The following is a 20,162-nucleotide window of genomic DNA, read 5'->3' as shown; positions in this document are numbered from 1 at the left end:
TCTAGCCATGGGCAATCTGCGAGTCGAGGCACCGGACTCGAGGACACGGCGCTGCGCCGCTACCTCGCCCGCAGCACCAGTACCTACGACCACCTGCGGGTGCGCGACGGTCGACACCCATGCCGCGGTGATCATGACCGGCGAGAAGGCCGGCCCGCGTGACTGGACCCGATCGTCTCGATTATCGCGGGATCGCCGGTCTGTTACCTGCGTTGACGCCGACGTTTTTTGGACGATATAGTTCAGTTAATCGACAGTGAGGAATAACATCATGACGTCACATTGGGGTCGCCGCCTCGCCGCAGGCGCGGGCGGTATCGCGATCGTCGCGATGGTCGGACTGACGGCGTCCTGCGCACAGGAGGAAGACGCGCCGGAGGAGACGACCACGACGACCACCACGACGACGACCTCGGAGGCACCGGCGACCACGCCCGCGCCTGCCGAACCGACGGAGAAGGCGCCGCGCATCGAGCCGGGCCCCAACCCGTTCTCGCCGACGGTTCACGCGCCGCCGGCGCCGACCGCCATCCCCGGCGACAATTAGCAGCCGTCGTCGCGGCCGCCGTCAGGACACGGGTTCTGTGGCGGCCGCGAACGACGCCACGTGGCCGATCGCCATGTTCAGCGCGGCTTGCATCAAGCGCGGGTCGCGACCGGTCTGCGACAGCAGGTAACCGCCTTCCACCGCGGCAAGTAAACCTGTTGCGAGAGCGCGAATATCGGCATCCTCTCGCAGTATCCCTGTGTCTCGCATGCGCTCCAGCGCAGCAGCGAGCAGGGCCCGCCATTCGTTGAAATACTCCGACAGCGAGGCGCGCGCTCTGTCGTCGGTGTCCGACAATTCCGCAGCGAGAGAACCGAGTTCGCACCCCCAGAGCCCTCTGCGTAATGCGCATCGCTGCACCATCGCGTCGCGCCACTGGTACAAACCGCGGAACGAATCGACCTTCTCCAGGCGCAGCCGCTGCCAAGACAGCACCTCGTCAGCGCGCTGGGTGATGACCTCGTAGACCAGTTCGGCTTTGTCCTCAAAGTGTTGGTAGAACTGGGATTTGCTTGTCGCGCTGGCGGCCAGCACCTCGTCGATGGTCGTCGCCGCGACGCCCTGCACGTGCATCAGTTCGGCGGCCGCCAGCACGATGCGGTTGCGGGTCGCAGCGCCTCGAGAAGTCAGCCGGGGCCGCGGCGCTGGTTCGGATTGCGGCGGCACATGTTCACTGTAACGCTGCCGCTTCGCGCCGGTGGCCGGTCTGCGGAAGCGGCCGCGCCGCGGTCTCTCTCAGGGTCAGCACCGTGGTCAGCGAGACCACCGCGGCGACGATCAGGTAGAAGGCAGGCGCCAGAGAATTCTGCGTCTCGGCGGTCAGCCAGGTGACGATGTAGGGCGTCGTGCCGCCGAAGCCGGCGACGCAGATGTTGTAGCCCACCGAGAACCCGCTGTAGCGCACACGGGTTGCGAACAGTTCGACGCCTGCCGACACCGCAACCGAGACGTAGATCGACTCGATGGCCGCCAGGCCGCAGTGGGCGGCGATCGCGCCGATCAGCGAGCCCGAATTCAGCAGCAGGAACAACGGGTAGCCGAGGACGACGAACGCCACCGAACCGGCGATCAGCATCGGCTTGCGGCCGATCCGGTCGGACAACGCGGCGAAGGGAAGGATGAGCACGAGGGCGGCCACGCTGGCCAGGGTGATCGACACGAAGGCATTGGTCTTGGTGAACCCGAGGGTCTTGATGAAGTACGTCGGCAGGAACGTGAACACCACGTAGTAGCCGACATTGAAGACGATGAATAGCCCGATCACCTGAAGGATCGACCGCCAAGAGCCGGTCACCGCCTCCCGCAGGGCGGCCAGCGGCGACTTCGCGACCTGCTGGTTGCGGCTCAGCTCGGCGAACTGCGGGGTGTCGTCGAGGCGCAGACGGATGTAGAGGCCGACGAGGCCGAGCGGGCCCGCGATCAGAAACGGGATGCGCCAGCCGTAGCTCTCCATGGCGTCGGCGGGAAGCATCGCCTGCAACAGCGTCACGGTCACCGAGCCGAGCAGGAACCCGAGAACTCCGGACCAGGCCATGTAGGTGATGGTCACGCCGCGGCGCTTGTCCGAGGCGAACTCGGCGAGGTAGACGGCGCCGCCGCCGTATTCGCCGCCGGCGGAGAAGCCCTGCAGGCAGCGCAGGAACAACAGCAGCAGCGGTGCGGTGACGCCGATCGAGGCGTAGGTGGGCAGCAGGCCGATCGCGACGGTCGCGCCCGACATCAGCAGGATCACGACGGCGAGCACGCGCTGGCGTCCGATGCGGTCGCCGAGGGGCCCGAACACGAATCCGCCCAGCGGGCGCATGAAGAACGCCGCCGCGAAGATCGCGAACGTATTGAGCAGCGCTGCGGTCTCGTCACCCGACGGAAAGAAGTTCGCGGCGATGAATGTCGCCAGGAATCCGTAGATGGCGAAGTCGAACCATTCCACGGCGTTGCCGATCGATGCTCCGGTGACTGCCTTACGTACGTCGGAGGACATGGGTGATCCTTCAAATCGGGCGTCGCGCTAAGCATTTCGCTTACTTGTTACTGGTGGCACGGGTAAACATAGCGGTCGGGGTCGGTCGCGGCGATGAGTTGTGCCGGTTCGCGTGGTCTGTATCGGCATGGACCTACCACCGATCGTCACGCCGGAAGCCTGGGAGGCGGCCCGCCAGGAGCTACTGGTCAAGGAGAAAGAACACACTCGCGCCCGCGACGCGCTGGCCGCGCAGCGGCGCAGGATGCCACGGACGGCCATCGTCAAGGATTACCTGTTCGACGGGCCTACCGGTCCGGCGAGCCTGCAGGACCTGTTCGACGGGCGACGCCAACTGATCGTCTACCGGTTCTTCTACCAACCCGACGTCGACGGCTGGCCCGACTTGGGCTGCCCGGGGTGTTCACTGCTGGCCGATCAGGTGGCCCACCTCGCGCACCTCAACGCCCGCGACACCACGCTGGCGTTCGTCTCCCGCGCACCGCAGGAGCGTATCGCGCAACTGAAGCTACGCATGGGCTGGGACATTCCCTGGTACACGCTGACCGACGGCTTCGACGCCGACTTCGGTGTCGACGAGTGGCACGGCACCAACGTCTTCTACCGCGACGGCCACCACATTTCCCGCACATACTTCATCAACAACCGCGGCGATGAAGCAGTCGGAGGCACGTGGGCCTACCTCGACCTGACTCCGCTTGGGCGCCAGGAGGACTGGGAAGATTCGCCGGCCGGTTATCCGCAGTCGCCACCGTACGTGTGGTGGCGCAGGCACCACGAGTACGACACATGACGGCTATGACGCCGTCGCGCAGCGGCCACCTGCCGATCAACGGTCTGAACGTTTACCACGAGATTTACGGCGATCTCGGCTCGTCGAACACCACTCCGCTCCTGCTCATCCCCGGCGCGTTCATGGCCACCGACTCGATGTCGTCGTGGGTGTCCGGCTTCGCGCAGACGCGCCCGGTGATCGTCTTCGACCAGCAGGGGCACGGCCGCACGCCGGATACCTCCCGCGCGATGTCCTATGAGCAGTTCGGTGACGATGCCGCGACGCTGCTGAGCGCACTGAACGTCGAGCACGCCGACGTGATGGGCTACTCGCAGGGCGGTGGCGTGGCGTTGCAGCTGGCGATTCGGCACCCCGCTCTGGTCAACAAGCTGGTTTCGCTGTCGGCCACCTTTCGTCAGGACGGCTGGTATCCGTCGGTGATCGAGGCGCTGGGGGGGCTCAGCTCTGCGGCATTCGCCGGTACGACGGTCGAGCGGGCGTTCATGGACCACACGCCAGATGCCGAGGCGTTCGACGCCTACGTCGCCAAGATGACGGTGTTGAACAGGGACGACCAGAACATCACCGATGCGCAGATGCGGTCGATATCCGCTCCGACGATGGTCATCATCGGCGACGCCGACGGTGTGCGGCCCGAGCATGCGGTGGCGATGTTCACGCTGCGCGGCGGCGGCGATGAGCAGGCGGCGATGACGGGAACGTTGCAGGCGGTTCCGGCGGCGCGGCTGGTGATCCTGCCTGCGACGTCGCACATCGGCATCTCCGGGGAGTCTGCGGTGCTGGTGCCGATGGTGAATGCGTTTCTCGACGATGTACCGCCGGTGACACCGGACCTCTTCTAAGCCCAGAACGGCCGGGTGACCAGGACGATGAGCGCGAGCACAGCGATCGGCGCCACCAGCGGCAGCCACGGCAGCTGCCACGGCATCGACACCGCCAGCAGGGCCGCGGCGGCGAAACCCACGGCGCCGATCAGGGTCGGCCCACTGGTGCCCGCCGTGTGCCGAAGCACCAGATAACCGGCGGCCGAAAGCCCTGCCAACGCCGCCAGCATGGGCGGCGCGTCGTCGATCACGATCACCGCGGCTGTCAGCAGCACCGCGATCGTCGCCACCGGCCGCACGGCGATCCCGAGAAGCACTGCGGCGGCGGCCAACCCGGCGGCGACCAACGCCTGGTCGTCGGCGTTGACCGCCGAGGCGGCCACCATCACCAAGCCGAACGCCGTCGCCAGCGCGCGGTTCATCGCCTAATCCGGCGTCGATGATCGGGCACTAGGTGCATCGCCGCATCGAGGGTGCTGTCCGAGCGCCACGCCACCACGTCGACTCCAAGGGTGCTCATGTCGCGGTACATGAACGACCGCTGCAGCGACCACATACGCGCGATCAGCCGGTCGCAGTCCTCCGAGAACGGAGCGCCTTCCAGCACGTCCACGGCGACGACGGTGTGGCCCCTTTTGCGCAGGTCGATCAGCGCGAGCGCGAACTCGGTGTCCAGCAGTGTGGAGAAGGCGACGACGATCGCGCCCGGGGGCACCGCCGCCCGCGGTGCCAACGTTCCCGGGGTGGTCTCGTAGCCTCCGCCGGCCGCGAGCACCGCGTCGAGCACCCGGTAGAACTGCCTGCGACCGATGTCGGCGCCGAGCCAGCGCGGCCTGCGGTCGCCCAACGCGACCACCCCCGCGCGGTCGCCACTGCGTAGCGCGCTCTGCACAACCTGTACGGCGCCTCGCACCACCCGGTCCGTCGCTTCGCTCGCCGGGCCCGCCGGCTGCGGGTAGTTGTCGACCAGCACCACGACATCCGCGGCGCGGTCGGTCAGCCGCTCGGTCACATGCAGGCTGCCGCGCCGCGCGCTCACCGACCAGTTCACCGTGCGCAGTTGGTCCCCGGGTACGTACTTGCGCACGTCGGCGTATTCGACACCCGGTCCGAGGTAGCGGGTGAGGTGCGTGCCGAGGCGGTCGAGCAGGTCGGTGCGGGGAATCGCGGTCGCGTGCGGCGGGGCCAGCGGGAACACGTACACCTCCGCGGCGTCGACGGTCGCCGTGCCCTCGAGCAGCCCGCCGGCCGCTAGAACGGAGACGTCGGCCCGGATTGGGTAGCGGCCCCAGCGACCGGCCGACACTTCGACGGTCTGGCGCGAAGCACCCTCGCGGGAGACGACTTCCAGCGTCATACCGTCGATCACCGACACCGACAGGTCCGCGCCGTCGGTCCACACCGTCACCTGCGCCTGCTCGGTCTCGAAACACCGGTGCGCCGCGGGCTGCGCGTGCACCCGAACACCCCCGCCGGGCCGTTGCCAGCCGATCGACGAGAGGACCCCCAGCAGCGGCGCGGCGAACGCCACCAGCTGCCAATGCGAGCCGAGCACCGCCACGGCAAGCGTCGCCGCCGCGCAGGTGATCATCGCCAGCGTCAGAGACGATGCCCGCCAACGCAGTTCGACATCCGTGCTGCGGGTCTCGATGGCCATCTTGCTTTCCCCCTGCCCTTCGGACGGGCGGTGCCCCGACGCGTCCGCGTCACTTTTCGGTCCGCGGCACAGGTAGCCGCCGCAGCAGCTCCTCGACGACGTCGCTGCCGTGCACCCGACGCACCCACATTTCCGGCCGCAGGCTGATGCGGTGCGCCATCGCCGGGACCGCCAGCGATTTGACGTCCTCGGGAATCACGTAGTCCCGGCCGAGCAGCAGCGCACGGGCCCGCGCCAGCTGGACCAGGTCCAGTTCCGCGCGCGGGCTGGCTCCGACGGCGATCTGCGGATGCTGACGCGTCGCCGCGGCCAACGACACCACGTAGCGCAGGACGTCGTCGTGCACGGTGACCTGCTCGACGGATTCGCGCATCGCGATCAGCTCCTGCGCGTCGACCACCCGGTTCACCGTCGGCTCCGTCGACCCGCGATCCAACCTGCGCCGCAGCATGGACGCCTCTTCTTGTTCCGACAGATACCGCAACTCGAGCCTGATCGTGAACCGGTCCAGCTGCGCCTCGGGCAGCGGATAGGTGCCCTCGTACTCGATGGGGTTGTCGGTGGCCAGCACGATGAACGGGTCGGGCAGCTGGTGCGTGACGCCGTCGATGCTGACCTGGGCTTCTGCCATGGCCTCCAGCAGCGCGGCCTGTGTCTTCGGGGGCGTCCGGTTGATCTCGTCGGCCAGCAGCAGGTTGGTGAAGATCGGGCCGGAACGAAACTCGAAGCGTCCCGACTGCATGTCATAAACCGTCGAGCCAAGCAGGTCGGCGGGCAGCAGATCCGGCGTGAACTGCACCCGTTTGAAGTCCAGTCCGAGCGCCGCGGCGAACGACCGGGCGATCAGCGTCTTGCCCAGCCCGGGCAGGTCCTCGATCAACACGTGGCCACCGGCCAGCACGGTGGTGAGGATCAGCGAGAGCGCACCGCGCTTTCCGACCACCACGCGACCGATCTCGCCGAGCACGGCCTCGCAGTTCGCGGTCGTCATCGGTGCCGTCATATGCGCTCCAACCTCTGCAGGATCTCGTCGAGCGCTTCGCGGCCGGGCGCCGACTCACTCCGGCCGTCGCGGGCGACGTTCTCCGGGTCTACCCACTGCCACAGCTCGGAACCGAACAACATCCGCCCCGACGCGTGGTACGCCGCCCGGTCCTTGGTCCGCTTCTGGCCGGTCGCCATCTCGAACTGGCGGGCCAGCATCGGGCGCAGATGGCGATCCCACTCGGTCCTGGTCGCCTCCGCTCGGCTGACCAGCACCTCGGTTCGAGACATCCAGCGCCGCAACGACTCCGCGGCATCGTCGATCGCAGGCTCCTCCTCGGCGCGGCCCTCCCGCGTCAGGTACCAGCGCACCGCGAGCACCGATAACGCGACGGCGACACCCGCGAAAAGCAGAATCAACCCCCGGTCTGGCCCGGCAAGGGCGAGGGCCTCGGCGCCGATCACCAGCAAGAATGCCGCCGCCACAATCTTTTTCACGTGACGCTCCGATGGGGCAGTTCCGCCAGTACTCGTTCCAGCACCCGAACCGCTACATCGCGGTGCACTTCGGCCATCACGTGCGGCGAGAATCGCGCCTCCTCGAACAACTCGACGAGTTCGGTCGCACTGTCAGCCCGCAGCGCACCCCTGGCGACCGCCCTGGCCAGCACTTCCGACGGGGTGTCGCAGTCCTGGGGCACCGCTCCGGGCACTCGCGTCAGTTCGCGCTCCATCGCCGCGTAGCACGCGATGATCGCCTCGCGCGGCTCCCGTGAGAGGTCACCGATCTCGGCGAGACCGACCTCTGCGGCCCGCGCCAGGCTTCCCGCCGCGGCCGGCGCCTCAGTAAGAGCCGGTGTGACGACGTCGTCGGCCGGCGTCTGCACCATTCGCCGCCGTTGCCGCACCGAGGCCACCGCCGTGCCGATCATGACCAGCCCCATGAACACCAGCATGGGCGGGACGAGATACCCGATGACACCGTTGCCCGCCTCAGGTTCGGGTCGCTGCGGTCGCGGCTCCGAGGGCCCCGGGTCGGCCGGGACGGGTTCGTCGACCATCGCCGGCTGTTCGACCGCGTTCGGTCCGTCGATCTGCAACAACAGCACGACGAGCAGCAGCCAGCCGATGAGCAGCGCCAGGGCGATCATCGCGAACCTCCGCGTCGGCCTGCCCACCACACCCGGCGAGCGCGGCAGCTCACCGGCCGACGGGCGAACCGGCCTGCGGTCGCGTAGCCGCGTCAGAACCGCGAAACCGATGATCGCCACCGCGACACAGACCAGCCCCACGACGACGAACAGCGCCAACGGACTGTCCGGATCCGGCGGCTCGCGTTCCTCGGCCCGCGCGGTGCCCGGGAGGTAGCCGCGCAGCGCCAACGCCGCAAGGATCATGAGCGCGATCACCGTGATCACGCGACGCGTCGAATTGTCGGTGCGGGCCATGTCCCTCGACCCATCCTGACACGGCGGACGCTCAGCTCGAGCTCAGATCCGATGACTACGTTCGACACCGTGACCAACACGCTGCAGACCCCGAGAGTCGTCAACGCGCTCGATCGCATGTTCGCCGAATCGCGCGATCAGTTCGCGTTGATGCGCACAGGCGGCGTCGACTTCTCGCGCCTCGAGTCGGCGAGTCCGCAGGAGCGGGCCGACACGCTGGGCGAGTACTACCTGCCCATCAGCCCGGAAGCTGGCCGGTTGGTCTATTCACTTGTCCGCGCGGCGCGACCGCAGACGGTCGTCGAGTTCGGAATGTCGTTGGGCATCTCGGCGATCCACCTCGCCGCAGCGGTACGCGACAACGGCTGTGGTCGCGTCGTGACTACCGAGCTGGCCGCTGCGAAAGTCGCCAGGGCGGCGCAGACCTTCACCGAGACCGGGCTCGACGACCTGATCACCGTGCTGCACGGTGACGCGCTGCAGACGCTGCAAAGCATCGACGGCGCAGTCGACTTCGTTCTGCTCGACGGCTGGAAGGAGCTGTACCTCCCGGTGCTCGAACTGCTGGAGCCGCGCTTGGTGCCGGGATCACTCGTGGTCGCCGACAACACGTCGATGAAGGAATTGGCTCCTTACCTCGACTACGTCCGCGATCCCTCGAACGGCTACGTCAGCGTGCCCTTTCCGGTCCGCGACAGCGACAGCATGGAGATCAGCTGCCGCGTTTAGCCAACTGCGCCTTGGCCTCCTTGACCACCGCCCCGGCGTCCCGGCTGGCCTGCTTGCCCTTGTCGTAGGCATCCTCTGCGGCGCTGAGCGCGCGTTCGGCGTCCTCGAGCCTGCGGCGCGCGTCGTCGCGGCGCAGACGCGCGGTGGCAAGGTCGGACTGCAGCTCGCCCAGCGCTTCGTCGGCCTCGGCCTTGGCCCGCTCGGCGGCCGCCAGCGCTGCGCGCGCCTTCTCGCGTTGCCTGCGCGCCTCGGCCTGTTTGTCGTCGCGGGGCTCGGTTCGCGGCTCCTCCTTGACCGGAGCGGGCTTGGGCTTCGACCGGCTGGGTTTGAAAACGATTGCACTGTCGCCGAATTCGCCGAAGCCTGACCACTGCTCGGCTTTGGCCAGCCGACCGAGCCGGGCCGTGACGCCGGGGTCGGCGACCGCCGCCTGCAGCGTGCCGGTGACATCGTCGCGCAGCGCGCCCGTCGGCTTGGCGATCGAGGCTTCTTCGAACGCGGCTTTGGTCAGGTCGTCGATCAACCGGCGCTGTTCGGCGGACAGCTTGCGGATCGTCTCGCCGTCCATCGACGCGTGCGCAGTGCGCAACCGCTCCCCCAGATCGGCGAGGCGGCGCTTGACCCCGTCGTCGGAGTGCGCAAGACGATTGACCACCCAGGCCGCGGTGGTGGGTTTGCGCGCCGCGGCGATCTCCTTGGCCGCCGTCGCGTCGCCACGCTTCTTGGCCGCCGCGACAAGCTTCGTGCGCAGGGCGGTGAAGTCCTCGGGATCGGCTTGAAAGAGCTCGTCGAGCTCGGCGTCTGCCATAGGGCCATGATGTCGTCTGCAGCCCCGGCGCGACAGCGTTCGGCTAGTGGACCAGCGTCCAAGTGATCGGTGCGACGGGATCGGGCAGGTAACAGCAGTAACTTCCGGTACGCACGGTTCGGCCGAGATGCTCACCCAGAGCTGGGTCATGCTCACTGAGACGGGCGAGCGCGTAACGCAGAGATCGCGTGACGCTGGTGCGCGCGCGTTCTGCCGCACCACCACTGCCGCGTAACCGCCCACCCAGTGCCAGCGCCCCGCTGAGCTCGGCCAGGAGATACTCCCGCTCGCAGCGGGCGATCTCAGCGCGGCCGACGTCATTGCCGGCTTCGGCTTCGGCGATGTCTTCGTCGACCTCCGCAAGCCGGCGGCGGTACGCGTTTCGCGCCTTCTCGTCGATCATCGGGAGGGCGGTCTCGACATCACATCCCCCGCACAGATCAAGTGCCGCGAACTCGCGGCCCGGCTCGGACAGAAGTGCGGCGAGGTACTGCAGGCCTTTGAGATTGGGCAGCATGGCCTCGGTACCTCGGAACTTGAGGTGCCAGAGTTCGCCGATGCGCTCCATCGTCGCCCCGAGCTCTTTCAGTGGCAGCGGCGGCGTCGCATCGGCGAGTAGCGCCGCCACCCGGGCAGCACGGCGCACCGCGCCGAAGGCGGAGAACTCGTCGCGCGCGGCCTCGAGGTCGATGCGACTCGCAGCGGTGTTCCCCGCCAGCTGATGTGCCCGGCCGAGCACCACCCGGGCAACCGCCGCTTCGAACGGTGCGTCTAGCTCGCACCACCGTGTTACGGCCGCCTTCGCGGCATCGATCGCAGCCGAGTGCTCCTGCGCCAACAGCCTTTCGCGGGCGGTGGCCGTTGATGCGATTGCGCTGAGTCCAGGGCTGGCATGGCGTTCGGCGATATCGCGTAAGCGCGCGGCAGCGGCGGCCGCGGTCGCGGTGTCGCCCAGCGCTTCGGCGATCTCCGATTGAGCATCCAGCATCGGTACCAGCCGTAGATCGCCGAACGGAGGACGCTCCTTCCAGGGCAGCTCCGGAGGATGTTCTACTGCGTCGGCGATCAGTTCAGCGGCGGCCTCGAGGTCGCCTTGCTCCATGCGCAGCAGCGCCATACCCGGCAACGGCGGCCACGCGCGGCGGATCGCCTGCAGGTAGGCATCCTCGGCCCCCTCGAGGTCGCCAATTCTCAGCCGGATGTTCCCGAGTTCCACTAGGGGCCAGCCGAACTCGCGACGCATCCAGGGGCGTAGTTCCTCGCACGCGGCCATCGCCTCTTCTTCGGCGGCAGATCCTGGACCGCTGATACGCAGCAGTTCGGCACGGTGTACCCGGCACCTGCCGTGGACTCCGCCGTATGCCTTGGCGTGACCCCAGTGCTCCATCACGTCGGTCCACTCCCGTGCACGATCGTAGGCCATCAGACTCTGTGCGGCACAGACAAGTTCGCAGTACATGATCCCGGTGGTCATCGGGTCAACAGCTCCCGACATGAGCTTGAGCGCGACATCGTCAAGCGCAGCGAGGCCTTCATGGACGGCTCCGTCGTTGATTCGCAGCCGAGCCGTCGCCACCTGTCCGAGAATGACTGCGGGCACGACGTCGAGCTGCTCACCCAATTCGATCGCGAGCGCCGCCTGCGTGCGTGCCCCTTCGGGATCCCCGCAGAAGAAGCGCTCGTACGTACGGATCATGGCGAGCATCGCGTGCGGTGGCACAGTGTCGGCACCTTCGAGCAGCCGCTCGGCGCGCGCGACCCAGGCGCGCACCGGTGCCATCAGGCCGGTGTCGACAAGCAGGTGGACTGCGACGTTGGCGGCCGCCCACGCGGCAGTGACGCGGTCGCCGTCAGCGACCTGCCTGTCGTACAGCGCCTCCCACGTCGCCACCGCGGCTTCGAACTCGCCATTGCCGTAGCGGGCGTGCGCGGCCAACTGGCTCGCCTCCGGCGACTCATCCCCGCGCAGCAACGCCAGGGCGCTGGACCAATCGCCGAGATCCAGCGCGGCTTGGGCCTCCCCCAGTTGGGCCACTGTCACATTGTGACAGCCGGTGTCACGCCATAGGAGGTGAACACAGCAAACAACCCGAAAGGAAGGCCGATCATGTCGCGTCAGAAATCGTCCCCTCGCACCCGCTTCGCGGCCGCCGCCATTGCCGCCGCAGCCGCTGTCGGCGTCGGCACGCTCAGCCCACCGCCGACGGCTGACGCACAGCCCTTCTCCTTCTACGTCGCGGTCGCTTACTCGTTCCGAAGTGACGTCGGGGCCGTCGGAAGAAGCACGGCCGAGGACGGCGCCCGGATTGCAGCTCTTCAAGCCTGTCAGGACAAGGGCGGCAACCACTGCGTATGGTTCGGCACCGCAAGAAACGTCTGCATCGCACTCGCGGTCCTCGGGGCCCAGGAGTGGGTCACGAAGAACGGCATCGACGTCCAGTCAGCTGAACAGAATGCCCTGGCGGCCAACCCCGGCGGGCGGATCGCGGCGTCGGGTTGCGCCCTGCAGTCGCCGACTTCCAATCCCCCGACCAAGCCCCGGCCGACGATCGTGCCCCCGGTTCCGGCCGAGCAGTGAGCTACGGGCCCTGCCCGTGCTGGTGTAACCAATTCGCCGTCAATTGCCGGTACGCCTGCTGCCCGATGCTGCCCGGGCGCGCGTCGAAGACATGGTCGGCGTACGGCACGGTGACCAGCTCGATGTCGACGCCCGCCGATCGCGCCGCCTCGGTGAAGCGGTACGTGCCTGCGGTCGGCACCAGGTGATCGGCCTCGGGAAGGATGACCAGCGTCGGCGGCGCGGCCCGGCTGATATGGGTGAGCGACGAGATGCGCGCGTAACGCCGGGGGTACTGCTGCGGCGTTCCGCCCGTGTAGCTCTCGACCATCCCCCGCGCCGTGTCGCCCAGCGCGGCGTCGTCGCTGGCATGCATGCCGGCCGGGTCCACCGCGGGATACAGCGCAGACACGGCGGCCACTCGGGGGACTCGACCGGGACATGACGACGGCAGCGCACCGGTGGCCGCCTGGTAAGCCGCGTTGATCGCGAGGTTGCCGCCCGCCGAGTCCCCGGTGAGCGAAAGCCTGCCGATGTCGCCGCCGTACCGCGCCGCGTTGCCGCTCAGCCACGTCAGCGCGCACCCGACCTGGGCCGACGCGACATCCCATGTGTGACGGTCCGTCGACGACAGCGGATAGTCGATGCTCACGGCCAGCCACCCCTGATCGGCGAACCACCGCAGATCGGCGCTGTGCGCATCGCGGTCGCCCGCCACCCAGCCGCCGCCGTGAATGAACACCAGCACCGGCGTCGGTCCCGACGCCGCGGGGCGAAAGATGCTCAGCTGCAGCGGTTCTCCGTCGAACGTCGTATAGGTCGCCACGTCGTCGGGTTCCGCCGTCCGCGGTGACCCGAGGCCGAAGGTCTCGACCAGTGAGATATCGGCGCCGGCACGCTCGACCGCCCCGACCATCCGCCATGTAGCCACCACCCCACCGGCCGCAGCGAGGATGGCGACGGCGGTGAGCACCGCAGCGACGCGGCTTCGCGTACAGCGGACGGCGGTCAGCGTCCCGCCCAGCACCGCGGCGACGACGAGCCACGACAGGAACCAAGGGACGAACGCCGCGGCCAGTCCGACGTAGGGCACATCGTGGGCGAATGTGCCGAGCACCCCCAGCGCGGGCACGACGATCAGCGGCACCGCCACGCCGTACAGCACGATCGAGCGGACGCGCTTCGGCGTGGATTGGCGCACACCTCATCTTGTCAACAGTGATGATTCTTGCGTGCAGACACGTTCCTCGGTGCGGCCGGCGGTGGTGGTGGGCGCCCTCGGTGTGGTGTTCGGCGACATCGGAACCCAGTCCCATCTACACGCTCGCGACGGTGTTCAACCCGGTGACCCGCATCCCGTTCCGGTGTCGGCGCCCATGTCTACGGGGTCGTGTCGCTGATTTCTGGTCCGTGATGGCGCGCACTTCGGCCTTCCGCTCGACCGAACGGTGATCATCGGTTCCCGCATCGAGATGTGATTTCAGCGCTCAGGTCAGGTGTCGCCGCAGCGGCTCTCGACCGGGCGGCTGCTTCGGCGGGGCAAGCATCGGCTTGCGTCGGCGCACCCGAACGGTCGTCGGCGAACTGGTCGTGAGCTTCATCCGCTCGCCGGCGTGAATAATGGAAAGCTCCGCATCGGGTCCGTCACGCAGGGTGTAGGTGACCTCGTCGTGAGTGGCCGTGACAGTCAGCCGAAAGTTGCGCCACCGCAGCCGAAATCGCATGCGAGTGATCCCGTCGGGCAACTGCGGGTCAAGGGCGAGCACGCCTTCGTCGTCGCGCAGCCCACCGAAGCCGGCCACCAGTGCCGCCCACGCCCCACCCAGCGACGCCATGTGCAGCCCGTCTCGCGTGTTCTTGTGCAGGTCGCGCAGGTCGATCAGGGCGGCCTCATACGCGTAGTCGTGGGCGAGTTCGAGATGTCCGACCGCCGCGCACATCACCGCCTGTGTGCACGCCGACAGTGACGAGTCACGTGTGGTGCGGCGCTCGTAGTAGTCGATGTTGCGAGCCATCTGCTCGGGTGTGAACGCGTGACTCTGCCAGTGCATCGCCAGCACCAGGTCGGCCTGCTTGATGACCTGCGCGGGATAGAGGCGCACATACGGTTCGTGAATCAGCAGCGGATAGGCGGTGTTCGTCGTGAAGTTCCATTCGCGCCGGGTGGTGAAGCCCTCGCATTGCTGGTGAACACCGAGTTCCTCGTCGTAGGGGATGTTGGCCGCCGCGGCCGCGTCCCGCCATGCCGCCATCTCCTCGGTGCTGACACCCATCGACCGCGCGGCCTCGGGGTGGCGGACGCACGCGTCGGCGGCGGTGATCAGATTGTGTGCCGCCATCAGGTTGGTGAAAACGTTGTCGCGGACGATCGCGGTGTACTCGTCGGGGCCGGTCACTCCGTCGAGATGCCAGACACCGTGGCGGTCGTGGTGGCCGAGAGACAGCCACAGCCTGGCGGTTTCGACAAGCACCGCGAGTCCGCATTCGGTTTCCAGTGAATCATCGCCTGTCACAATGCGATAGCGCTCGAACGCCATCGCTATGTCGGCGTTCACATGCCATGCGGCCGTGCCCGCGGGCCAGTACGCCGAGCATTCCTCCCCGTGGATGGTGCGCCACGGGAAGCTCGCGCCGGCCAGGTCGAGTTCGGCAGCGCGGGAGCGCGCCATGTCCAGGGTCGACGCCCGCCAGCGCAGCGCGTCGGCCGCCGCGTGCGGCATCGTGTAGGTCAGCACCGGCAGCACGAATCCCTCGGTGTCCCAAAACGCATGCCCGTCATAGCCGCTGCCGGTGAGTCCCTTGCCGGGGATGGCGCGGCGCTCGGCGCGAGCGCTGGCCTGCAGGACGTGAAAGAGCGCGAAGCGAACAGCCTGTTGGCAATCCGGGTCGCCGTCCACCTCGACGTCGGCGCTGTCCCAGAACTCGTCGAGGTATAGCCGCTGCTCCTCGAGCAGTCCGTCCCAGCCTGTGTAACGCGCACCGGCGATCGCCGCGGCGACCTGATCGCGCAGCGCGGGTCGCGATCGCAGGCTCGACCAGCCGTAGCCCAGGTACTTCACCACGCGCAGTTTCTGGCCGGGCCGCAGGCCGCAGATGACGGTGGTGCGGGCCAGATCCTGACCAGCCTCGGTGTGCACCTCGACTCGGCCGGGGACGTCGACGTCGTGCTCCATGCCTGCGGCCATCATCAGTCCGCTGGCTTTCGTCCGGTGCAGCAGCAGGGCGCCCGTCTCGGTGTTCTCGTGGCACACCGACTCAAGCGGATTCTTCAGCATGGCCGCGACCCGCGGGTCGCCCGAGCGCTCCGGCTCGTCCTCGTTGGCGACGAGCTCGGATTGCACTGTGACGCGGACGAAATCGTCAAGCGCCTCTACGACGTACTCGATGGCGGCCACTCCGCGATGCGACAGCGAGACCATTCGGGTGGATCGCACGCGGATGCTTTTTCCCGCTGGGGACGTCCAGACTGCCTCGCGGACAAGGGTTCCGGCACGCATGTCGAGGATCCGTTCGTGCTGGGCCACCTGTCCGTAGCGGACATCGAACGGCTCGTCGTCGACGAGCAGGCGCACGAGCTTGCCGTTGGTGACGTTGACCACCGACTGGCCGTCTTCCGGATAGGAGAATCCCCCCTCCGCGTAGGGCAGGGGGCGTGTCTCATAGAAACCGTTCAGGTAGGTCCCCGGGGTGCCGTGCGGCTCACCCTCGTCGAGGTTGCCCCGCAGGCCGATATGCCCGTTGGACAGCGCGAAGATCGACTCTGACTGCGAAAGCAGGTCGACATCGAGTCGGGTTTCGTGGATGCGCCAAGGTTCGATCGGAAATACGTCGTCGGTGATCATCGGGCGTCCAGCAGCTCCGCCAGGTCTGTGACCACGACGTCGGCGCCGCTCCGGCGCAACTCGTCCGCCTGGCCAACCCGGTCGACGCCGATGACGATGCCGAAGTCTCCGGCCCGCCCGGCCGCCACCCCGGCGAGCGCGTCCTCGTAGACCGCGGCCTGCGCCGCGGTGACGTCGAGAAGTTGGGCGGCACGCAGGAACGAGTCCGGGGCCGGCTTGCCGTCGATGCCCTCCTCGCGCATGGTGACGCCGTCGACACGCACCTGCACGTACTTGTCGAGTCCGGTGATCTGGAGGACTTCGCCGGTGTTCGAGCTCGAGGACACGACGGCCACCGCCAGCCGGGCCTCGGTGACCGCTTCGAGGTAGCGCCGCGAGCCCTCGAACACCTTCACTCCGTCGTCGCGCAGTGTGCGGTGGAACAGTTCGTTCTTGCGATTGCCGAGCCCGTGCACCGTCTGCGCACTCGGTGCGTCGTCGGGGCCGCCCTCGGGCAGTTCGATGTGGCGACTCGTCAGGAACGCGCGGACGCCGTCCTCGCGCTTCTTGCCGTCGACGTAGGTCTGATAGTCCGCGCCGACGTCGAACGGCACGAACGGTTCCTCGCGCGTGCGCAGATAGTCGTCGAACATCGCCTTCCATGCGGTGCGGTGCACGCTCGCCGTGTCGGTGAGCACACCGTCGAGGTCGAACAGGCAGGCACGGATGTCATCGGGCAACCCGAGCACAGGCGAGGGTCCTTTCCTCGAGTCGCTAGTGGGACCTGCGGCGCACGAGTTCGCTCTCCTCGAACGCCATGCGGTCGTCGGGACCGCCCCCGTAGAACGCGAACACGTGATTGTCGTCGACGGTGATCTCGCTGACCGTCAGCCACCGCTTGCCGAGTTGGTCGCAGATGACGTCGCCGTCCTCGATCTGCTCGGGCGGCACCGACTCCGTCTCTTCAGCAGCCATCCGCAGTGGTTACCCATTAACCGCGGAACACCACCCACCGCATCGCGCTGTACATGTACACCGCCTCACACGCACCGGCCAGCAGGCGCGCGATGCGGTATTCCACGCCGACCGCCGCCAGCAGGTTCGACACCCCGAGGATGAACGCCAGGTAGTTGACGACCACGACCACCACGTAGACCCCGAACTGCGGGCCGACCGGCGCGTGCGACCGGAAGTTGAATATCCGGTTCAACACGTAGCTCAATGCGAATGCGCACGCGTAGGCCACCGTCACGGCGACGGGCAGCGCGATTCCGAGCCAGCCGTGCATCGCGGTGAGCAGCACCAGATCGACGCCGAACGTGAAGCTGTTGATCAGACAGAAGCCCAGAAAGGTGGGCGCGACAACGGAATTCAGTCCCAGCGGAAGGCGGGCGACCACTTGCTCGCAGAACCGGTGGAACCGCTGCACCGCACCTGTGCGGTTGGGCGTCGATTCGTCGGCCCGCACATGCCCACGCTGACACGGCCGGATGTCCGGCACATGAGCAGTCGGCGAACTCTCGGCGCGTGTCGGGTCAGGCGAAGGGAACGGCCGACAGCAGAATCGCGGTGCGCCACCAGATCAACACCGCGAACACCGCAAGGGCCGCCACGGTGGCGCCGACCTGCACAGCGGTGCGTGCGTTGCGCGGCGCGTACGCGTAGGCCGCGGCGACGGCGGCGCCGGTGATCAGCCCGCCGATGTGGCCCTGCCAGCTGATGCCGGGGACGACGACTGTGATGACCAGGTTGATCGCGACGAGGCCCACGATCCAGCGCACGTCGACATTGAGCCGCTTACCCACCACGAACGCCGCGCCGAACAGACCGAACACCGCGCCCGACGCACCGGCTGTCGACGCTCCGAGCGGGCTGAGCAGATACACCAGCACCGAGCCCCCCAACGCGCTCAGCAGATACAGGGCCGTGTAGCGCAACCGGCCCAGCGCCACCTCCAGCGGCGGGCCCACCACGTAGAGCGCCCACATGTTGAACAGCAGGTGCAGCGGGCCGTAGTGCAGGAACGCCGACGTCAACAGCCGGTGCACCTCCCCGTCGGCCACGTCGAGCGATCGCAGCTCGAACGCGTTCTCGAATCCAGGCACCACGGTCTGGGCCGCGAACATCAGGAGGTTCAGTGCGATCAGCACATAGGTGACCACCGGCGTGGTCGAGGTCAGTGGGGCGCCGAACTGGTTCCGTGGCCGACGGATCGTCTTCGCGCCCTCGCTGACACACTCCGCGCACTGGTGACCGACTGATGCGGCGCGCATGCACTCGCCGCAGATGAAACGGTTGCACCGGGTGCAGCGGACGTACGTCGCGCGGTCAGGATGCCGGTAGCAGGCGGGCGCCTGCGGCGGGGTGGTCACAGCGTGCCGAACAATTCGATCCAGTTGCCGTCGGGATCGGCGACGAACATCCAGCCCATGCCCGGCACCGGAGCGAACTCGGTCAGCGGTTCGACGACGTCGTAGTCGGACGCCCCGAAGGCGTCCGCGACGGCCCGAAGGCCGTTGACACCGATGGTGAAGTACCGCAGTCCCGCCTGCGCGCGGCCGCCCCCTACGGCGACCGGCTCCGGTGGTGGAGGTGCGTAGGTCACCAGTTTCAGGACGCTGCTGCCCAGCGAGTAGCGCCGTTGCGAGCCGCCCTCGAAGTCGATTTCGCCCTGCGGCACGAGTTCGAGAAAACCTTCGTAGAACGTGACCATCGCGTCGAGGTTGGTGGTGACGAGCCCGATCTCGATGTTCGGGGTCAGCAAGTCCAGCTTCACGACACCCACCTTAGGTTCGGCCGCCGCATAACAATTCGGTCACCATCCACATCACGATCAATTAAGCGATTCCAGCGAATTATGAGAGTTTTCAAAATCACCCGGCTGGTCTGGTCGCGCGCTTATCGAAATCGGCACTTATTGAGGCCAACGTCACCCCGCGCCGATGTAACACCGGCCGTCGGCGTCTTCCGTCCTCCGTCGTCGGGGATTTGCTCCGATTCAGGTGGGTACCGTGGTTTTCAGGGACGGGGGATCAACAATCCAGTCACTATTCAAAGGACAATCAAGCATGAAATTCAGTGGTATCACTGCGCGCCGAAGTGTGGCCGGCATCTGCGCCGCGGGCCTTCTCGGGGGATTCGGGGTAGCTACTATCGCAGCGCCGACCGCAGCGGCCGCACCCGTGGGGTGCAGCGCAAGTGCGGTCTCGGGCACGGTCAGCGAGGTGACCGGTTCGGCACGCTCGTACCTGGACGCCCACCCCGGCGCCAACCAGGCCGTCACGGCGGCGTTCAGCCAGCCGCGTCCGCAGGCGTCCGCCACGCTGCGCGGTTATTTCAACGCCAATCCGCAGGAGTACTACGACCTGCGGGGCATCCTGGCACCGATCGGCGACGTGCAGCGCGAATGCAACGTGCAGGCGCTGCCGCCGGAGCTGGCGTCGGCCTATGACGAGTTCATGGCCGGCTGACCCAGCTCGCACGAATCAAGCCCGCCGCCGCAGCCCTCGCTGTGGCGGCGGGTTTTTTCGTCGCCGGGCCCAAGCGCTTAGACTGCCTTTCTATGAGCCCGTCGAGACCCGCTGCCGTCGCTGCGGCCGTGCTTCTCGCGGTGTGGGCCGCCCCTGGCGCGTCGGCGCAGCCCGCGCCTGCGCCACCGCCTGCTCCAGCGCCGGCGACGTCGATCGATGCCGACGGCACCTATCAGGTCGGCACGCAACTCGTCCCGGGCACGTATTCGTCCGCGGGGCCGATCGAGGGCAGCGCGTGCTACTGGAAGCGGGTCAACGGCGAAGAGATGGTCGACAACGGGCTGACGAAGAAGCCGCAGGTCATCCAGATCGAGGCGACCGACACGGCGTTCACGACCAATGACTGCCAGCCGTGGCAGCGGACCGACGCACCACCGCCGCCGCAGCCGGGCCCGGGTGACCTGCTCGGTCAGCTCGGGTCGTTTATCGGTAAGGGAATCCTGTCGGGCCCCCCTCGCTGACCGGTCGTACGCTGAAGGC

Annotated in this window: 23 protein-coding genes and 1 pseudogene; 8 read left to right on the top strand and 16 right to left on the bottom strand. The window is 67.7% G+C overall.

All coding sequences use genetic code 11. From position 1 onward, the window contains the following. The first annotated feature begins 271 nt into the window (after positions 1–271). Positions 272–547: a hypothetical protein gene (locus tag N4S67_RS23825; protein ID WP_260995506.1), complete on the top strand. Its 276-nt coding sequence runs from the start codon at positions 272–274 to the stop codon at positions 545–547. A 21-nt stretch (positions 548–568) separates the two neighbouring features. Here N4S67_RS23825 and N4S67_RS23820 read toward each other — a convergent pair whose 3' ends face one another. After that, positions 569–1,141, bottom strand: a complete 573-nt coding sequence (locus N4S67_RS23820) for a TetR/AcrR family transcriptional regulator (RefSeq protein ID WP_260995505.1) — start codon at positions 1,139–1,141, stop codon at positions 569–571. Between the two features lie 76 nt (positions 1,142–1,217). Continuing rightward, a complete protein-coding gene (locus N4S67_RS23815; RefSeq protein WP_260995504.1) occupies positions 1,218–2,528 on the bottom strand; it encodes an MFS transporter in 1,311 nt (436 codons plus the stop codon). Positions 2,529–2,655: 127 nt separating this feature from the next. Here N4S67_RS23815 and N4S67_RS23810 point away from each other — a divergent pair, with 127 nt between their 5' ends. Continuing rightward, complete coding sequence (locus tag N4S67_RS23810) at positions 2,656–3,321, top strand: DUF899 domain-containing protein (protein ID WP_260995503.1); 666 nt, start codon at positions 2,656–2,658, stop codon at positions 3,319–3,321. After that, a complete protein-coding gene (locus tag N4S67_RS23805; protein ID WP_260995502.1) occupies positions 3,318–4,166 on the top strand; it encodes an alpha/beta fold hydrolase in 849 nt (282 codons plus the stop codon). The genes N4S67_RS23810 and N4S67_RS23805 overlap by 4 nt, the downstream gene beginning before the upstream one ends. Here N4S67_RS23805 and N4S67_RS23800 read toward each other — a convergent pair. Genes N4S67_RS23800 through N4S67_RS23780 form a run of 5 tightly spaced genes read right to left on the bottom strand, consistent with a single transcriptional unit; the run spans position 4,163 to position 8,237 of the window. Continuing rightward, the gene (locus N4S67_RS23800) at positions 4,163–4,570 is read right to left on the bottom strand and encodes a hypothetical protein (protein WP_260995501.1); all 408 of its coding nucleotides are present in this window, start codon (positions 4,568–4,570) and stop codon (positions 4,163–4,165) included. The genes N4S67_RS23805 and N4S67_RS23800 overlap by 4 nt on opposite strands. Next, on the bottom strand, positions 4,567–5,805 hold the full coding sequence (locus N4S67_RS23795; RefSeq protein WP_260995500.1) for a DUF58 domain-containing protein: 1,239 nt from the start codon (positions 5,803–5,805) through the stop codon (positions 4,567–4,569). Before N4S67_RS23795 ends, N4S67_RS23800 begins: the two co-directional genes overlap by 4 nt. Before the next feature lie 49 nt (positions 5,806–5,854). Then, positions 5,855–6,808 (bottom strand): AAA family ATPase, encoded by a 954-nt coding sequence (locus tag N4S67_RS23790; RefSeq protein ID WP_260995499.1) that lies wholly within the window; start codon positions 6,806–6,808, stop codon positions 5,855–5,857. Further along, positions 6,805–7,287 (bottom strand): hypothetical protein, encoded by a 483-nt coding sequence (locus N4S67_RS23785; RefSeq protein ID WP_260995498.1) that lies wholly within the window; start codon positions 7,285–7,287, stop codon positions 6,805–6,807. The genes N4S67_RS23790 and N4S67_RS23785 overlap by 4 nt, the downstream gene beginning before the upstream one ends. Next, the gene (locus tag N4S67_RS23780; RefSeq protein WP_260995497.1) at positions 7,284–8,237 is read right to left on the bottom strand and encodes a DUF4129 domain-containing protein; all 954 of its coding nucleotides are present in this window, start codon (positions 8,235–8,237) and stop codon (positions 7,284–7,286) included. The genes N4S67_RS23785 and N4S67_RS23780 overlap by 4 nt, the downstream gene beginning before the upstream one ends. Before the next feature lie 69 nt (positions 8,238–8,306). Here N4S67_RS23780 and N4S67_RS23775 point away from each other — a divergent pair, with 69 nt between their 5' ends. Next, positions 8,307–8,966 (top strand): O-methyltransferase, encoded by a 660-nt coding sequence (locus N4S67_RS23775; RefSeq protein WP_260995496.1) that lies wholly within the window; start codon positions 8,307–8,309, stop codon positions 8,964–8,966. On the opposite strand, the gene N4S67_RS23770 is transcribed toward N4S67_RS23775, so the two are convergent. Next, a complete protein-coding gene (locus tag N4S67_RS23770; RefSeq protein ID WP_260995495.1) occupies positions 8,950–9,774 on the bottom strand; it encodes a hypothetical protein in 825 nt (274 codons plus the stop codon). The genes N4S67_RS23775 and N4S67_RS23770 overlap by 17 nt on opposite strands. A gap of 43 nt (positions 9,775–9,817) precedes the next feature. After that, positions 9,818–11,809, bottom strand: coding sequence for a hypothetical protein (locus N4S67_RS23765; protein ID WP_260995494.1), 1,992 nt, complete (start codon positions 11,807–11,809; stop codon positions 9,818–9,820). Positions 11,810–11,881: 72 nt separating this feature from the next. Between N4S67_RS23765 and N4S67_RS23760 the strand changes: the two genes are divergently transcribed. Next, complete coding sequence (locus tag N4S67_RS23760; protein WP_260995493.1) at positions 11,882–12,352, top strand: DUF4189 domain-containing protein; 471 nt, start codon at positions 11,882–11,884, stop codon at positions 12,350–12,352. 1 nt (position 12,353) lies between these two features. Here the strand turns inward: N4S67_RS23760 and N4S67_RS23755 are convergent, their stop codons facing one another. Then, positions 12,354–13,532, bottom strand: coding sequence for an alpha/beta hydrolase (locus N4S67_RS23755; protein ID WP_260995492.1), 1,179 nt, complete (start codon positions 13,530–13,532; stop codon positions 12,354–12,356). A 31-nt stretch (positions 13,533–13,563) separates the two neighbouring features. Here N4S67_RS23755 and N4S67_RS23750 point away from each other — a divergent pair. Then, positions 13,564–13,747: pseudogene (locus N4S67_RS23750) on the top strand (KUP/HAK/KT family potassium transporter); the annotation flags it as partial. 71 nt (positions 13,748–13,818) lie between these two features. Here N4S67_RS23750 and N4S67_RS23745 read toward each other — a convergent pair. The 6 genes from N4S67_RS23745 to N4S67_RS23720 form a co-directional block, all read right to left on the bottom strand. Then, positions 13,819–16,173, bottom strand: a complete 2,355-nt coding sequence (locus N4S67_RS23745) for a glycoside hydrolase family 65 protein (protein ID WP_260995490.1) — start codon at positions 16,171–16,173, stop codon at positions 13,819–13,821. Continuing rightward, positions 16,170–16,901 carry a beta-phosphoglucomutase family hydrolase gene (locus N4S67_RS23740; protein ID WP_260995489.1) on the bottom strand — a complete coding sequence of 244 codons (732 nt, stop codon included), beginning with the start codon at positions 16,899–16,901 and terminating at the stop codon, positions 16,170–16,172. The genes N4S67_RS23745 and N4S67_RS23740 overlap by 4 nt, the downstream gene beginning before the upstream one ends. Before the next feature lie 25 nt (positions 16,902–16,926). Then, on the bottom strand, positions 16,927–17,127 hold the full coding sequence (locus N4S67_RS23735; protein ID WP_260995488.1) for a hypothetical protein: 201 nt from the start codon (positions 17,125–17,127) through the stop codon (positions 16,927–16,929). A 16-nt stretch (positions 17,128–17,143) separates the two neighbouring features. Beyond that, positions 17,144–17,620 carry a GtrA family protein gene (locus N4S67_RS23730; RefSeq protein ID WP_260995487.1) on the bottom strand — a complete coding sequence of 159 codons (477 nt, stop codon included), beginning with the start codon at positions 17,618–17,620 and terminating at the stop codon, positions 17,144–17,146. Between the two features lie 67 nt (positions 17,621–17,687). Next, positions 17,688–18,524: a rhomboid family intramembrane serine protease gene (locus N4S67_RS23725; RefSeq protein ID WP_260995486.1), complete on the bottom strand. Its 837-nt coding sequence runs from the start codon at positions 18,522–18,524 to the stop codon at positions 17,688–17,690. Continuing rightward, on the bottom strand, positions 18,521–18,928 hold the full coding sequence (locus tag N4S67_RS23720) for a VOC family protein (protein ID WP_260995485.1): 408 nt from the start codon (positions 18,926–18,928) through the stop codon (positions 18,521–18,523). The genes N4S67_RS23725 and N4S67_RS23720 overlap by 4 nt, the downstream gene beginning before the upstream one ends. 292 nt (positions 18,929–19,220) lie before the next feature. Here N4S67_RS23720 and N4S67_RS23715 point away from each other — a divergent pair, with 292 nt between their 5' ends. Both N4S67_RS23715 and N4S67_RS23710 read left to right on the top strand, forming a co-directional pair. After that, positions 19,221–19,622 carry a heme-binding protein gene (locus N4S67_RS23715; RefSeq protein ID WP_260995484.1) on the top strand — a complete coding sequence of 134 codons (402 nt, stop codon included), beginning with the start codon at positions 19,221–19,223 and terminating at the stop codon, positions 19,620–19,622. 92 nt (positions 19,623–19,714) lie between these two features. Then, positions 19,715–20,143 (top strand): hypothetical protein, encoded by a 429-nt coding sequence (locus N4S67_RS23710; protein WP_260995483.1) that lies wholly within the window; start codon positions 19,715–19,717, stop codon positions 20,141–20,143. Positions 20,144–20,162: the final 19 nt, after the last annotated feature.

Source organism: Mycobacterium deserti (assembly GCF_025345615.1).
In the GTDB taxonomy this organism is placed as follows: domain Bacteria; phylum Actinomycetota; class Actinomycetes; order Mycobacteriales; family Mycobacteriaceae; genus Mycobacterium; species Mycobacterium deserti.
Note: the sequence above shows the minus strand (reverse complement) of the source record. Positions and strands in the feature narration are given on the sequence as shown.

Excerpts from the sequence above, each read along its gene's own strand:
- N4S67_RS23825 (WP_260995506.1), top strand. The coding sequence starts at position 272 with ATGACGTCACATTGGGGTCGCCGCCTCGCCGCAGGCGCGGGCGGTATC.
- N4S67_RS23815 (WP_260995504.1), bottom strand. The coding sequence starts at position 2,528 with ATGTCCTCCGACGTACGTAAGGCAGTCACCGGAGCATCGATCGGCAAC.
- N4S67_RS23810 (WP_260995503.1), top strand. The coding sequence starts at position 2,656 with ATGGACCTACCACCGATCGTCACGCCGGAAGCCTGGGAGGCGGCCCGC.
- N4S67_RS23805 (WP_260995502.1), top strand. The coding sequence starts at position 3,318 with ATGACGGCTATGACGCCGTCGCGCAGCGGCCACCTGCCGATCAACGGT.
- N4S67_RS23800 (WP_260995501.1), bottom strand. The coding sequence starts at position 4,570 with ATGAACCGCGCGCTGGCGACGGCGTTCGGCTTGGTGATGGTGGCCGCC.
- N4S67_RS23795 (WP_260995500.1), bottom strand. The coding sequence starts at position 5,805 with ATGGCCATCGAGACCCGCAGCACGGATGTCGAACTGCGTTGGCGGGCA.
- N4S67_RS23790 (WP_260995499.1), bottom strand. The coding sequence starts at position 6,808 with ATGACGGCACCGATGACGACCGCGAACTGCGAGGCCGTGCTCGGCGAG.
- N4S67_RS23780 (WP_260995497.1), bottom strand. The coding sequence starts at position 8,237 with ATGGCCCGCACCGACAATTCGACGCGTCGCGTGATCACGGTGATCGCG.
- N4S67_RS23770 (WP_260995495.1), bottom strand. The coding sequence starts at position 9,774 with ATGGCAGACGCCGAGCTCGACGAGCTCTTTCAAGCCGATCCCGAGGAC.
- N4S67_RS23760 (WP_260995493.1), top strand. The coding sequence starts at position 11,882 with ATGTCGCGTCAGAAATCGTCCCCTCGCACCCGCTTCGCGGCCGCCGCC.
- N4S67_RS23745 (WP_260995490.1), bottom strand. The coding sequence starts at position 16,173 with ATGATCACCGACGACGTATTTCCGATCGAACCTTGGCGCATCCACGAA.
- N4S67_RS23735 (WP_260995488.1), bottom strand. The coding sequence starts at position 17,127 with ATGGCTGCTGAAGAGACGGAGTCGGTGCCGCCCGAGCAGATCGAGGAC.
- N4S67_RS23715 (WP_260995484.1), top strand. The coding sequence starts at position 19,221 with ATGAAATTCAGTGGTATCACTGCGCGCCGAAGTGTGGCCGGCATCTGC.
- N4S67_RS23710 (WP_260995483.1), top strand. The coding sequence starts at position 19,715 with ATGAGCCCGTCGAGACCCGCTGCCGTCGCTGCGGCCGTGCTTCTCGCG.